The following is a 13,827-nucleotide window of genomic DNA, read 5'->3' as shown; positions in this document are numbered from 1 at the left end:
ACCGGCCCGGCGCGCCCCCCTCACATGCGCGGCGAGCGCCGCAGCAGCGCGAGGAACAGCGGCCCGCCGAGGACCGCGGTCACCGCGCCCACGGGCGGCTCCGTGCCGAGCCACCGGAACAGGAGCCGCGCGACGAGGTCGCACGTCGTCAGCAGCACCGCGCCGGCGACGAGCGACAGCGGCAGGAGCCGCCGGTGATCCGCGCCGGCCAGCCGGCGGACCGCGTGCGGGACGATGAGCCCGACGAAGCCGATGAGGCCGGTGCGGCTGACGATCGCGCCGACCACGCACGAGGACGCGAAGAAGATCCGGCGCTCGACGGCGCGCACGTCGACGCCCAGGGTCCCGGCCGACTCGTCGCCGAGCGAGAGGAGGTTCAGGCGCGCGGCGTCGGCCACGAGCACCGCGCAGCCCGCGACGACGTAGGCGGCGACGCCGAGGAGGGCCGAGGTCGTGGGCAGCTCGATGAAGCCGATGAGCCACCGGAGCAGCTGCTGGGAGCGCGAGGGAGAGACGACCGTCTTGAGGAAGGAGATGAGGCCGGCGGCGATCGAGTTCACGATCACGCCGGCGAGGAGCATCGAGGCGCCGGAGGTGCCCTGGGCCGCGCCGCGCGCGATGGCGTAGACGAGCACCGTCGCGACAAGGCCGCCGACGAGCGCCGCCGCGGGCAGGAGCGTGGCGCCGAGGACGGTCGCCGAGCCGACGCCGAGCGCGATCGCGACCGAGGCGCCGAGCGCGGAGCCGCCGGAGACGCCGAGCACGTACGGCTCGGCGAGCGGGTTCTGGAGCAGCGCCTGGAACGCGGCGCCCACGGCCGCGAGGCCGGCGCCGGAGATGGCCGCGAGGAGCACGCGCGGCAGGCGCACATCGAGGAGGAGCGTCCGGTCGAGGCCCGGGCCCGCGAGGGCGCGCTCGACCGAGACGGGCTCGGCGCCGAGGAGGACCGCGAGGAGCAGCGCGACGACGAGCACCACGGGCGCCGCGATGACGGCGAGCGAGCTCCGGGGCGCGCGGCCGGACGCGGGCGCCGCGGCGGGGGCGCGCGCGGGAGCGCGGCCGGACGCGGGCGCCGTCAATCCTGGCCGCCTCCGCGCGCCGCGGGCGGCTGCGTGGCGGGGCCGCTGTTGCGCTCGGCGTTCCGCTCGTAGATGAGGCGCAGCCCGGTGAGCGTCAGGTCGTCGTCGACCTCCTCGATCGTCTCGGTCTGCGGCGCGATGAGCTGCGCGAGGCCGCCCGTCGCGATGACCCGGCACGGGTAGCCGAGCTCCCGCCGGAGTCGGCTCACGAGCCCGTCGACGAGCCCGGCGTAGCCGTACACGATGCCCGACTGCATCGAGTGGACGGGGTTGCGTCCGACGACCCGGGGCGGGAGGGCGATCTCCACGCGGGACAGCCGCGCGGCGCGGGAGAAGAGCGCCTCGGCGCTGATCTGGATGCCCGGCGCGATGACGCCGCCCAGGTACTCGCCCCTCGGGGTCACGCAGTCGAACGTCGTCGCCGTGCCGAAGTCGACGACGATGACGCCGAAGGCGGCGTGATCGCCCCGGCCGGGATCGGCCGCGGGCTCGCGCGCCGGCGCGGAGCGGGGCGCGGGCTCCGACGACCGCTTGATCCACTCGTGCGCCGCGACCGCGTTGACGATCCGGTCGGCGCCGACCTCGCGCGGGTTCTCGTAGAGGATGGCCATGCCGGTCTTGATGCCCGGGCCCACGACGAGCGGCTCGATCCCGAACGCCCGCTCGACGAGCCCCACCATCGTGTCGGTCAGCGTCGGCACGACGCTGGCGATGATCGCGCTGTCGATGCGGGCGAGATCGACGCGGCGGAGGTCGAGCATCTGCCGGACGAGCACGGCGTACTCGTCCGCGGTGCGAGAGCGCGCGCTCTCGCACCGGAGGTGGTGCTGCAGCACCTCGCCCTCCAGCACCCCGAAGCTGATGTTGGTGTTCCCGACGTCGATGGTGAGCAGCATGCTGGGCTGGACTCTAGCGCCGCGCGCCCTGGATCCCGCCAGGATTTCGGACGCGCGCGTGGGCCGGCGCCCGCGCGCGCCCGGGGCTCTGGCCGCTCAGCGCTTGCGCGCGAGCGTCACCCCGTCGCGAACGGAGAGCATGACCTTCTCGACCCGGGGATCCCGGTAAACGAGATCGTTGAAGGCGGCGATGGCGCGGCCGTCGACCGTCTGGGGGGCGAGGACCTCGCCGCTCCAGAGGGTGTTGTCGGCGACGATCAGCCCGCCGCGGCGGACGCGCGGGAGGACCTCCTCGTAGTAGGTCGAGTAGCGCTCCTTGTCGGCGTCGATGAACACGAGATCGAAGGCCGGGCTCGCCGGCAGGGCGCGGATCGTGTCGAGCGCGTCGCCGAGGGCGATCCGGATCTTCTTGCCGTGCTCGCTGCGGTCGAAGAACGACCGGGCGACGCGGCTCACGTCCGGGTCGCGGTCGCAGGTGATGAGCTCGCCGTCCGGCGGGAGCGCCTCGGCCATGCTGAGGGCCGAGTAGCCCGTGAAGGTGCCGATCTCCAGCACGCGGCGCGCCTGCATGAGGGCGACGAGCATCTTGAGCAGGGCGCCTTCGACCCGCCCCACTTGCATGCCGGCCCCCGGCTCGTTGGCGAGGGTGTGCTCGCGCAGCTCGTCGAGGAGCGCGGGAGGCGGCTCGGTGTGGTCGTGGACGTAGCGCTCCAGGTCTCGATCGATGATGAGGGCCATGAGGACGTTCCTTGGTCGGGCCACGGTAGCACGCGGGGTCCGCCCCCACCTTGAGCTGCCGCCGGCCTTCGGGTAGCGTCGACCATGGCCGGTTCTTCCTGGAAGAAGTGCGCGGTTGTGGCGCTCCTCGCATCGGCCTGCAGCTCGGCGCCGGGCAGCCCCGGGGCGGGCGGGGCCGGCGGCGCGGGCGCGGGCGGGGCTGGCGGCACGGGCACGGGCGGGGTCGGCGGCGCGGGCGGGGTCGGCGGCGCGGGCGCGGGCGGCGCGGGCGCCGGGGGAAGCGGCGGGGCGAGCTCCGTGGCGACCGGCGGCGGGGCGGGCGGAGAGCCGGAGTACGCCTGCGCTTCGCTCGGCGACCCGTGCACGACGTGCCTCGCGCTGCGCTGTCAGGAGAGCTATTGCGCGTGCCAGCGGAGCACGGAGTGCGACGCGCTGGCCAACTGCTTTCTCGGCTGCGCCACGGGAGACGAGCCGTGCCGGCAGACGTGCATGACCGCGCACAAGGAGGGCATCTCCGACGTCTTGCTCGAAGGCGGCTGTGCGGCCGAGCGGTGCAATGTGCAGTGCCCGTCGCGCGCTCCGTTGCCTCCCTGCGGGTCCTGCCTTCACGCGCGGTGCGCCGCCGAGATGAACGCGTGCGTCGCCGACCCGGTGTGCAGGGCGCTGCTCGCGTGCACCGACGCGTGCGCCGCCGACGACGCCGATTGCCCCGGGGAGTGCGCCATGCTGTACGAGAGCGGCGCGCCCGCCGCCGCCGAGGTCTTCGCGTGCGAAGGGGCGCAGTGCAGCGTCGATTGTGAGGAGCGGTGAGCCGCCGCGGTCCGCGGCGCGGCGCCGCGAGGGTCGACGCCAAAGAGGAATGGGCCTAACATCTGGCTGTGCCTCTCCGCGGATTGATCGAGCTCGAGCGGAACCCGTACACGGCCGTCTACCACGACCCGGCCCAGCAGCTCGTGTTCCTCAAGCGGTTTTCGCCGCCCTATCCGAGCCTCGGGGAAGTCGAGCAGAACTTCCAGCGCATGGAGCAGGCGCTCGGGATCATCTCCAGACCGCGTTCTCTGCTGCTCGTGGACGCCCGGGACGCACCAATGCGCAACGACGACCGGTTCGAGGCGACGTTCGCGCCGTCTCACACGCGGTTGATGCACGGGTTCAAGAAGACGGCGGTCCTCCTGAAGAGCGCGATCGGGGTGCTCCAGGTGGAGCGGCTCTCGAAGGGGCATGTCAGTCCGGTGGGCACCTTCACCCGGCCCGAGGAGGCGCTCCTCCACCTCGGTGTCCGCGTCGATCTGACGCAGTTCAGCAGGTCCTAGAGCGGCTTGCCGCCCGTGACGCCGAGCACCTCGCCGTTGATGTAGCTGGCCTCGTTCGAGGCCAGGAACACGAACGCAGGGGCGAGCTCGGCCGGCTGCGCAGGGCGCTGCATCGGGGAGTCCTTGCCGAAGGTGGCCACCTTCTCCTCCGGGAACGATTGCTGGATGAGCGGCGTCCAGACGGGGCCGGGCGCCACGGTGTTGACCCGGATGCCGCGCTTGATCAGGTCCTGCGCCAGGCCCTTGCTGAAGGTGACGATCGCCCCCTTCGTGGACGCATAATCGAGGATGCTCGGGCTCGGCTGATACGCCTGGATCGAGGCGACGTTGATGATCGCGCTGCCTTCCTTCATGTGCGGCAGCGCGAGCCGGACGAGGTGGAACATCGCGAGGATGTTCACGCGGAACGTGCGCTCCAGGCGCGCGGCGTCGATGTCCTCGAACCGCTCGGCGGCCTTGCCCTGCTCCGCCGCGTTGTTCACAAGGATGTCGATCCGCCCGAACTCGCGCGCCGTCTCCTCGACCACCTTCCGGCAATGGGCCTCGTCGGCCAGATCCCCGGGGATCGTGATCGCATCGCGCCCCGCCTCCCTGACGACCCGCGCCGTCTCCTTCGCGTCCTCGTGCTCGCTCAGGTAAGAGATCGCCACGCGGGCCCCCTCCCGGGCGAACGCGAGCGCGACGGCGCGGCCGATCCCGCTGTCGCCGCCGGTGATCAGCGCGACGCGGTCCTTCAGCCGGCCGAGCCCCTTGTACGACGACTCGCCGTAATCGGGCCTCGGATCCATCCTGGCCTCGATACCGGGCCGGTCCTGGCTCTTGCCCTCGAAAGGCGGCTTCGGGCCGGCGCCCTTCGGATCCTCGCTCGGTCCAGTGTTCCGCATGCCTCCTCCTGATACCGTTTCGTGGTGGGAGGCCGCTCGCGCTCCCGGCGGTACATGGCAATAGGAACGGCAGGCCAGCCCGACCATCGGTCGCAGCCTGCACTCTGGATCGGAGCTCCCCCTACCCGGCCGCACGAGCGGCCATAAGATTCTTCCGGCGACCCGCGCTCGTTCTCTCGCTGTCGTCCATTCCCCTGATCGCCGGCTACAGCGACGACGATGACCCGGCGGCCAGCCGCCTCGCCTGGCTCGGGGACATGCGCGCGCTCGCGGCGCCCGCCCGGGCCGCCCTGACCTCGGCGCCCACCAGGTCTCCCACCTCGGTCACCCCTCGTCTTCGGGCTTCGGCGGCTTCGGCGGCGGCCGATCCACCGGGTAGCGCCGCAGATCCAGCGTGTACGGCGCGTCGGCGTGGGGGGACGCCGGCTTCCCCGTCACCGGCCAGGGCGTCGGCCCCTCGATCGTGAACCGCTGCGCGCGCCGCGCCGACGCCTCGAACCGCGTGAGCGGCGCCGCGTCGTAGGCGCGGCCCTCCGGGTGCCACACGTGGTAGGCGCACGCGCCGATCGAGCGCTTGGCCCACGTGTCGAGGAGGTCGAGGTGGACCGGGTGGTGGATGCCGAGGTGCGCGTGCAGGCTGTGCGGCGGCGCCCAGGCGCGGAACCGCACGCCGCCCACGAGCTCGCCCGCCGTCCCCGTCGGCCGGAGCGGCAGCACGTGGCCGTTCACGAGCACCGTGTGGCGCTCCGGCGTGAGCCCCTGCACCCGCACCTCGATGCGCTCCATCGACGAGTCCACGTAGCGCGACGTGCCCGTCGTGGTCAGCTCCTCGCCGAGCACGTTCCACGGCTCGATCGCGTTGCGCACCTCCAGCATCACGTCGCCGGCGTGCAGCGTGCCCACCACCGGGCAGCGCAGCTCGATGAACGGGCGGTACGCGTCCGCGGGCAGCGCGAGCCCGCGCCCCTTCAGGTGATCGAGCACGTCCTCGAAGTCGCGCCACAGGTAGTACGGCAGGAGGAAGCGGTCGTGCAGCGCCTGGCCCCAGCGCACGAGCGGGCCCGTGTACGGCTCCTCGGCGAACGAGGCCAAGAGCGTGCGGACGAGCAGCGACTGCGCGACCGCCATCCGGAAGTGCGGCGGCATCTCGAACGCGCGCAGCTCGATGAGCCCCTGCCGGCCGTGCGCCGTCTGCGGGTCGAACAGCTTGTCGATGCTCACCTCGGCGCGGTGCGTGTTGCCCGTCATGTCCACGAGCAGGTGGCGGAACAGGAGGTCCGAGAGCCACGGCGGCTCGTCCTCGCGCCGCTCGAACGCGCGCGCGAGCGCGATCTCCAGCTCGTAGAGGTTCTCGTGCCGCGCCTCGTCCACGCGCGGCGCCTGCGACGTCGGGCCGACGAACAGGCCGGCGAACATGTACGAGAGCGACGGGTGGTGCTGGTTGAAGGTGAGCAGGCTCGCCAGCAGATCCGGCCGGCGCAGGAAGGGGCTCGAGCGCGGCGTCGGGCCGCCGAACGTGAGGTGGTGGCCGCCCCCGCTGCCCGCCATGCGCCCGTCGACGAGGTACTTCTCGCAGTGCAGGCCGCTGTGGAGCGACGCGTCGAACACCGTCTCCAGGAGCGACGCGTATTTGCGCACCCCGTCGGTCGGCGGCAGGTTCACCTCGAGCACGCCCGGGTCCGGCGTCACCGAGAAGCGGAGCACGTCCGCGCCGGGCGGCGGCGGGTACCCCTCGAGCAGCACGTCGATGCCCGTCTCCTGGCGGGTCGCGTCGATCGCCGCGATGAGCTCGAAGAAGTCGGCCGGCGCGAGGAGCGGCGGCAGGAAGACGTGGACCGCGCCGTCGCGCGTCTCGACGCAGAGCGCCGTGCGCACCCCGTAGCCCGATCGCCCCGCGGCCGGCGCCGCGCGCTGGGCCTGCGCCGCGCGCTTGCCCTCGTGGGCGTGCCGCTGCGCCGCCCGCGCGCGCGCCGTCTCGGCGTGCTCCGGCTCGCCGTCGTCGTGCAGCCGCTCGACGCGGCGCTGCTTCGCTTCCTCCTCGTCGGCCTCGGGCTCGCCGCGCCGCGGATCGGGCGGCGACACGAGCTCCTCGAGGGGCGGCGGCGGGGCCACCGCGACGAGCGAGCGGAGCGGCAGGCGCAGGCCGAGGGCGCTGTCGCCCGGGATCAGGAAGAGGTTCCCGCGCCGGAAGCCCCAGCGCTCGCTGATCCACGCCCCCCACTGGCGCGTGAGGGGCAGGACGAAGCCGGCCTCGCTGCCGAGCCCCCGATCGAGCACCCGCGCGAGGCGCCGCCGCTCCTCCGGGTCGTCGAGGTTCGCCTTGAGCGGGTCGACCTCGGTGGGCAAGCTCGCCTCGTCCTGGAGGTGGCGCCAGGGGTCCTCGTAGGCGGGCAGCAGGAACTCGGTCAGCCCGAGCCGCGTCGCGAGCGCCTCGGCGAACTTCCGCGAGAGCGCGACGTTCTTCCCGCGCGACGAGCGGCTCGGCGCGACCGCGGGGTCCGCGTGGCGCGCCCCGGACATCTCGGTCCAGAGCGGGACGCCGTCGCGCCGGCCGACGATCTCGAGGGCCCAGCGGGGCAGGCTCTCGCCGGGGTAGTGCTTGCCGGCGCGCAGCAGCAGGACGCCGCCCGGCGTGATCCGGCGCCGTAGCTCGTGCGCGAGCCGGAGCCCCTGCGACCATTTCGTCGCGCCGAGCGCGCCCTCGCGCCACTCCGGCGCGTCCGGGTACTCGCGCGAGTTGAAGGTCGGCTCGCCGCCCATGGTCAGGGTCAGCCCCGCGGCGGCGAGCCGCTCGTCGGCGCGATCCGCCACCGAGAGGAGCTCCTGCCACACGGGCTCCTCGTAGGGCGTCGTGGGCCGCGGCTCGTGGCCGAGGCGCCCGACCTTCATCTCGAAGGTCACGTCGCTCGCGCGCGTGTCGCTCGTGCCCTCGACCGGCGACGCGAGCGCGGGCGAGGCGGTGCAGGCGAGCGGGATGTGGCCTTCGCCGCAGAGCAGGCCGCTCGTCGCGTCGAGGCCGATCCAGCCCGCGCCGGGCAGGAAGACCTCGGCCCACGCGTGCAGGTCGACGACGTCGCGGCTGACGCCGCGCGGCTGGTCGGGGATCATCCCCTCGTCGGTCAGCTGCACGAGGTAGCCGCTCACGAAGCGCGCGGCGAGCCCGCGGGACCTGAGGGCGGCGATGAGCAGCGTCGCCGAGTCGCGGCAGCTGCCGCGCCCTTGCGCGAGCGTCTCCTCCGGCGTCCAGATGCCGGCCTCCTCGCGGATGACGTACTTGATGCGCCGGTTCACGGCGGTGTTCAGCGCGACGAGGAGCGTCACGGTGTGGCCCTGCGACGGCAGCCCGGCGAGGAACTCGTCGAGCAGCGGGCCGCGCGCGATCGACGGATCGGCGCTGTCGAGGAAGGGGGCGAGGTCCTGCTTGAGCTCGGCCGGATACGCGAACGGGACCTGCTCCGCGCGCTCATCGACGAAGAAGTCGAACGGGTTGACGGGGCGCACGCTGACCGCGAGCTCGACGAGGATGTCGAGGTGCGGGGCGCGCTCCCCCGCGGGCAGGAGCACCCGGGCAACATGGTTGCCGTACGGGTCCTGCTGCCAGTGCGCCGCGATGTGCGGGTCGAGCTTCAGGCTGTACGACTCGATCTTCGCCTTCGCATGCGTCGCGGGCCGCAACCGGATGAGGTGCGGGCCGAGCGAGGCGGGACTGGGATAGGTGTAACGGGTCCGGTGCTGGATGAGCAGGCGCACGGTGGTTCTCTCCGGGGGTGGCCCTATCCAAACAGAGTTGCCCCCGTTCCGTCTCGCTCTCCGCGACGTGTTCTGGACGCACGGCGCGTTCGTTTCCTGAAGGATTCAGCGAGAATGCGGCGGTGTAGCGGCGCGAAGACGCCGGCGTGTGGCGGGCGCGGCGACGCGGGTATCCGGAGGCGGCGCGCGCGTGCGGAGGCGGCGCGACGAGCGGCGGCGTGATCGTGCGCGGAGCGGCCGCGCGGCGGCGCGCGTTGCTGCATCTTTCGCGTTGTTCTGCCGGCCGTGCGACGCCGCGACCCACCACCGGCGCCGCGCGCTTGCCGTCCGAGGGCGAAGCGGTGATCATCGCCCGCTGTGTCGGGTTCCGAGACGAAACAGCCCTCGCTGGCCCCGGTCGAGCCGGGGACCGTGCTCGCCGGCAAGTACCGCGTGGAGCGGATCATCGGCCAGGGCGGCATGGGGGTGGTCGTCGAGGCGCGGCACATCGTGCTCGACGAGCGGGTCGCGCTGAAGTTCCTGCTGCCCCAGCTCAGCCGGCACCCGGAGGGGGCGGGCCGCTTCCTGCGCGAGGCGAAGGCGGGCATGAAGATCAAGAGCGAGCATGTCGCCCGTGTTTCGGACGTCGGCACGCTCGAGAACGGCGCCCCGTACATGGTCATGGAGTTCCTGACCGGGAGCGATCTCGCGCGCCTGCTCCAGGACCAGGGCGTGCTCGGCCTGGAGGACGCTGTCGACTACATCGTCCAGGGCAGCGAGGCGATCGCCGAGGCCCACGGGCTCGGCATCGTGCACCGCGATCTCAAGCCGGCGAACCTGTTTTTGACGACGCGGATCGACGGCTCGCCGCTCGTCAAGGTGCTCGACTTCGGCATCTCGAAGATGGCGACCGGCGCCGTCGACATCCTGACGGGCACGGACGCGGCGCTGGGCTCGGCGCTGTACATGTCGCCGGAGCAGATGCGGCAGACGCGCTCGGTGGACCACCGGACCGACATCTATGCGCTCGGCGTCTCGCTCTACGAGCTGCTCGCCGGCCGGCAGCCGTACCACGCCGAGACGCTGCCGCAGCTCTGCGCGGAGGTGCTGACCGGCACGCCGACGCCGCTCCGGGACATGCGCCCCGACGTGCCCGCCCCGCTCGCGACCGTGCTGGAGAGGGCCTATGCCCGCGAGCGCGATCAACGGTACGCGTCGGTCGCCGAGCTCGTCGTGGCGCTCGCCCCGTTCGCGCCCGCGCGCACGTACCCGACGCTCGTCCGGATCGCGCGCATGGGCGGCCTGTCGCTGCACGCCGCGGCCGCCGGCGGGCACCGCGCGTCGCAGCCCTCGTTCTCGGTCGTGGACGCGCGGGCCTCGGCGCCGGCGCTCCGCGAGCCGTCGTGGCCGGGGCTCTCGTCGCCTGCGGCGGCCGGTCAGGCCGCCGCAGCGCCGCCGCAGCGCCCCGGGACGCCGCTCCCCGACGCGGCGGCGCCGTTCTCGCAGCCGTCGCCGGTCGCCTTTGCGGCGACCCCCTACCCCCACCCGCCGTCGCCGTTCTCGCCATCGCCGGTCGCCTCCGCGACGACGCCGTTCCCGCACCCGTCCTCGCCGTTTGCCCGGCCGTCGTCGCCGGCCTTCGGCCCCCCGGGCGCGCCGCCCGGCGATGGCGGCAGGCTCAGCCCGGTGCCGCCCGAAGGTCCCGCGCCGCATCAGCAGATCGTCCCCGGTCCGTACAGCGCGCCGATGAGCTCGCGCGCCGCCGCGACCTTCGCCTCGTCGACCCACCTGGGGATCTCGTCGGACGGGCGCCGGATCCCCGGGTTGCCGGCCTCCCCTGCCGTGATCATCGCGATCACGCTGCTCTCGGCGGCGCTCGTCCTCGGGGTGCTCGCGGTCAGCGTGTTCATGCTGCGCCGGGGCGGCGCGGACGACGCGGGCGGCGCGGCGGCGGCGCAGGCGACGACCGCGAGCGCGACGGAGACCGCCGCGCCTGCGCCGACCCCGGAGCGGCCGGCGTCCGACCCCGGGGCGGCGACGCCGGACGGGCCGACGATCCTGCCGACGGGGGTGGCGACGGACACTGCCGCGGCGAGCGCCTCGGCGGCGGCGAGCGCCTCGGCGGCGGCGAGCGCCTCGGCGGCGGCGAGCGCCTCGGCGTCAGCCTCGCCGGCGTCGGTGCCGACGAGGGCGGCGCCTCCGCGGGCGCCGGCGGGGCGCAGCGGGCCGGCTGGCCGCTCCGTGCCACCTCCAGCGACCCAGCGTCCTCCCCAGGGCATCGACCTGAACGACCCGCACTGAGCCACCCCCATGATCTTCTCGAGATTGCATGCGCCCCGCGCGATCCGTCGCGCTCGACTCGTCCTCGCCTCGGTCGTCCTCGCCTCGGCCGCCCTGCTCGCGCCCGCGGGCGCTGCGGCGCAGGGCATGGGCGGCGATCCGACGCTGGCCCAGACGCTGTTCGAGGAGGGGCGCCGCCTGATGGAGGCGAAGTCGTACGCCGAGGCGTGTCCCAAGCTGGCGGAGAGCCAGCGGCTGCGGCCCGGCACGGGCACGCTGCTCAACCTGGCGCTGTGCAACGAGGGGCTCGGCAGGACGGCGACGGCGTGGGGGCAGTTCAAGGAGGCGCTCTTCGCCTCGAAGAAGGAGGGCAACGCCGCGCGCGAGGCGTTCGCGCAGGAGCACATCGACGCGCTGGAGCCGAGGCTCTCGAAGATCCAGCTCGTCGCGGAGGGCACGCCGGGCCTGCTGGTCCGCATCGACGGGTACGACATCCCCGCGGCCGCGCTCGGCACGCCGATCCCGATCGATCCTGGGTCGCACCAGGTCGAGGCGACCGCGAGCGGCTACTCGGTGTGGTCGACGACCGTGCAGGTCGGCGAGAGCGCCGATCTGAAGGCGATCGCCGTCCCGAAGCTCCAGCCCGCGCCCCCCGCGAAGACGACCACCGCGCCGCGGGGGCCGGCGGCGGGCGGCGACGCCGGCAGCGCCGGCGGCGGCGGCGGAGGAGGACTGCGCACCGCGGGCTTCGTGATCGGGGGCGCCGGCGCGGCGGTGCTCGGCGTCGGTGCCGTGTTCGGGATCCTCGCCGCGGGGCAGGCTGGCGACGCGGAGAAGGACGCGGCGCTCTGTCCGGGCAAGCAGTGCTCTCCTCTGGGTCGCGCGGAGATCGACGCGGCGGAGACCAAGGCGCTCGTGTCGACGATCGGCATCGGCGTGGGCGTCGCCGCGATCGGCGCGGGGGTGATCCTGGTGCTGACGTCGGGCCGGTCGGGAACGGAGGGCGCGAGCGCGGCCGGGGCGCGGCCGGGGCGCGTGCAGGCGCGCGTGGTGCCGCTCATCGGCCCGGATGGGGGCGGGGTCGGCGTGCTGGGGGCGTTCTAGGCGCGACCTGGGCACGTTTCTCGTCGAGGTCGCCGACCTCCTTGCCTCGACGAGGACCGGCCTGCGGTGGTCCGCGATCGTGCGCCGTCGTGGCTGCGCCAGTCCGCGCCCGCTGCCGTGGAGCGTGACCGTCGGCGGTCGGGAGCGAATCCGCGCGCGCACGCAGGCGACCTGAGCTCCGGCCTCAGAGCTCGCCCACCTGGCTGTGCTCGTAAAAATCAACCAGCGCCTGGCCGCTGCGGCTGAGGCCCGCTTGGGCATTGATGTAGGGCACCGCGTCTCGAATCGCTTTCATCGTCAGCTCGATGTTCTTGTGGGTCCCGACCACGAGGGCGGTGTGGTGCTCCACCGCCCGCTCGGGCTGCGTCAAATAGCGAAAGAGCTCCTGAATGCGCGGGATCTGGATGCGGCCGCGCGTGCCGAACGTGTCGATGCCTTCCTCGCTGACCCGGCCCACCCCGCCGTAGAGGAACACGCTGCCTTCGCGCGCGTTGGTGCAAGGTCTCAGAAAAGCGCAGGTGCCCGCCTTGAGCTCGCCGTCGACCGCGCCCCAGGTGTTCTCCGCGCCGATGTCGGCCTGGGTGGCCAGGATCTCCTGGCGGGTGATGCGGGCGCCGGGGCGCATCACGCTCTTGGCCCAGACGCCGCAGTGGAAGAGATCCACCTCCTCGCGCTCGTCATCGTACATGTTGTTCCAGTCGCCGAGCAGCGGCACGAGCCCGGAAGCGCACTGGAGCATGTACATCCCCATCCAGCCCGCGATGTCGGTCTCGCAGGCGGCGGGAATGAGCTTGTCCGAGAGCATGCTCATGCAGGTGCAGGGCATCACGCCCACCTCTCCGCCGATCTGGTACTTCTGCATCTCCGTCCAGCAGCGCACCGCGATGCCGTCGAGGTCGTTCTCTTTCACGAAGCGATCGAAGACGACGCCCATCCGGGCGATCGCCTCCAGCGAGGCGCGCGGAACGTCAGCCGCTGCCATGTAGCCGGAGACCGCTTCCAGCTGAGTGGATAGCTCGCGCGGCGAGACCTTGCGCATCTGTCGATCGAGCGCGATCAACTCCAGGCCGACCGTGCTCAGGCCCATGTGCCCCAGCAGCTCGGTGGAGACGTTTGTGACCGTCTGGAACGCGTCGGGCCCCGAGCCCACCAGCCCGAGGCGCACGCCGCGGCCCCGGCGACGGAACTTCGATGCCAGAACGCAGCTCGCGTAGAAGGCGTGGAGATCGTCCGCGAAGGCTGCCGAGCTGACGGCTTCGCAATGCTTGGACGTGAGGGTGTACGGGTAGCCGATGTGGCGGAGCGCGTTGGCGGCCGAGAAGCGCCCGCACGCCCCGTCCCGCCGGCCCTTCTGTCCCATGCGTCCCAGACCGCGCACGTCAGGCTCTGTGTGCAGCAGCACCGGCACATCGAGGTCGGCCAGCCGCAGAAAGTCACGAATCCCGTTTTCATCGGAGAAATTGTACATCGAGCAGATGACGCCAATGGCCCCGCCGCCGTCGGGGGTGCGGCGGTACTGCTGGGCGACGCCCGCGGCCGCGCGCGCGTCGGCGTAGGTCTCGACGTTGCCGAGCTCGACGTAGCGCACGCGCCCGCCGAGCACATGGCCCACAGCCGACTGGGTGGCCTTCGCTCCGTCCTCCGCAAACTCCGTCGGAAAGAAGCCCCGGTTGCCCATGAAGCCCAAGATCACCGGCTCGCTCTGTGTCATCGCTGTCTCCTGGAGCAGGCGGGCTTGAGCCAGGATGGTCTTGCCGCTCCAGCCCGCCAATCAGCGTCACGGTTGTTGTCGCATCGGCGTCCA

General features: G+C 73.2%; 10 protein-coding genes. 4 read left to right on the top strand and 6 right to left on the bottom strand.

Features of this window, described 5'->3' with window-relative positions; translation table 11 throughout:
- Nucleotides 1–20: 20 nt before the first annotated feature.
- From WMF17_RS01905 to WMF17_RS01895, 3 genes are all read right to left on the bottom strand, one after another.
- A complete protein-coding gene (locus WMF17_RS01905) occupies nucleotides 21–1,079 on the bottom strand; it encodes a FecCD family ABC transporter permease (protein WP_437647738.1) in 1,059 nt (352 codons plus the stop codon).
- Nucleotides 1,076–1,975, bottom strand: coding sequence for a type III pantothenate kinase (locus WMF17_RS01900; RefSeq protein WP_437600283.1), 900 nt, complete (start codon nucleotides 1,973–1,975; stop codon nucleotides 1,076–1,078). Before WMF17_RS01900 ends, WMF17_RS01905 begins: the two co-directional genes overlap by 4 nt.
- A 96-nt stretch (nucleotides 1,976–2,071) precedes the next feature.
- Entirely contained in the window at nucleotides 2,072–2,713 is a 642-nt protein-coding gene (locus tag WMF17_RS01895; protein ID WP_437647736.1) for an O-methyltransferase, read from the bottom strand.
- An 84-nt stretch (nucleotides 2,714–2,797) separates the two neighbouring features.
- On the opposite strand from WMF17_RS01895, the gene WMF17_RS01890 reads away from it, so the two are divergent.
- Both WMF17_RS01890 and WMF17_RS01885 read left to right on the top strand, forming a co-directional pair.
- Nucleotides 2,798–3,523 (top strand): hypothetical protein, encoded by a 726-nt coding sequence (locus tag WMF17_RS01890; protein ID WP_437647735.1) that lies wholly within the window; start codon nucleotides 2,798–2,800, stop codon nucleotides 3,521–3,523.
- Nucleotides 3,524–3,591: 68 nt separating this feature from the next.
- A complete protein-coding gene (locus tag WMF17_RS01885; protein ID WP_437647733.1) occupies nucleotides 3,592–4,026 on the top strand; it encodes a hypothetical protein in 435 nt (144 codons plus the stop codon).
- On the opposite strand, the gene WMF17_RS01880 is transcribed toward WMF17_RS01885, so the two are convergent.
- Complete coding sequence (locus tag WMF17_RS01880; protein WP_437647732.1) at nucleotides 4,023–4,910, bottom strand: SDR family oxidoreductase; 888 nt, start codon at nucleotides 4,908–4,910, stop codon at nucleotides 4,023–4,025. The genes WMF17_RS01885 and WMF17_RS01880 overlap by 4 nt on opposite strands.
- A 324-nt stretch (nucleotides 4,911–5,234) precedes the next feature.
- Complete coding sequence (locus WMF17_RS01875) at nucleotides 5,235–8,660, bottom strand: DUF2126 domain-containing protein (protein ID WP_437647730.1); 3,426 nt, start codon at nucleotides 8,658–8,660, stop codon at nucleotides 5,235–5,237.
- Nucleotides 8,661–9,017: 357 nt separating this feature from the next.
- On the opposite strand from WMF17_RS01875, the gene WMF17_RS01870 reads away from it, so the two are divergent.
- The gene (locus WMF17_RS01870; protein ID WP_437647728.1) at nucleotides 9,018–10,940 is read left to right on the top strand and encodes a protein kinase domain-containing protein; all 1,923 of its coding nucleotides are present in this window, start codon (nucleotides 9,018–9,020) and stop codon (nucleotides 10,938–10,940) included.
- 9 nt (nucleotides 10,941–10,949) lie between these two features.
- A complete protein-coding gene (locus WMF17_RS01865; RefSeq protein ID WP_437647726.1) occupies nucleotides 10,950–12,023 on the top strand; it encodes a hypothetical protein in 1,074 nt (357 codons plus the stop codon).
- Between the two features lie 184 nt (nucleotides 12,024–12,207).
- Here WMF17_RS01865 and WMF17_RS01860 read toward each other — a convergent pair whose 3' ends face one another.
- Nucleotides 12,208–13,734, bottom strand: coding sequence for an L-fucose/L-arabinose isomerase family protein (locus WMF17_RS01860; protein ID WP_437647724.1), 1,527 nt, complete (start codon nucleotides 13,732–13,734; stop codon nucleotides 12,208–12,210).
- Nucleotides 13,735–13,827 lie beyond the last annotated feature (93 nt).

Origin of the sequence: Sorangium sp. So ce362 (genome assembly GCF_051519845.1) — a bacterium.
Classification (GTDB): Bacteria; Myxococcota_A; Polyangia; order Polyangiales; family Polyangiaceae; genus Sorangium.
The sequence above is the reverse complement of the archived record's forward strand: the minus strand, read 5'-3'. Positions and strand labels throughout refer to the sequence as shown.

Bases quoted from the DNA above. Each gene is read 5' to 3' on its own strand.
- WMF17_RS01900 (WP_437600283.1), bottom strand. From the start codon at position 1,975: ATGCTGCTCACCATCGACGTCGGGAACACCAACATCAGCTTCGGGGTG.
- WMF17_RS01895 (WP_437647736.1), bottom strand. From the start codon at position 2,713: ATGGCCCTCATCATCGATCGAGACCTGGAGCGCTACGTCCACGACCAC.
- WMF17_RS01890 (WP_437647735.1), top strand. From the start codon at position 2,798: ATGGCCGGTTCTTCCTGGAAGAAGTGCGCGGTTGTGGCGCTCCTCGCA.
- WMF17_RS01880 (WP_437647732.1), bottom strand. From the start codon at position 4,910: ATGCGGAACACTGGACCGAGCGAGGATCCGAAGGGCGCCGGCCCGAAG.
- WMF17_RS01865 (WP_437647726.1), top strand. From the start codon at position 10,950: ATGATCTTCTCGAGATTGCATGCGCCCCGCGCGATCCGTCGCGCTCGA.
- WMF17_RS01860 (WP_437647724.1), bottom strand. From the start codon at position 13,734: ATGACACAGAGCGAGCCGGTGATCTTGGGCTTCATGGGCAACCGGGGC.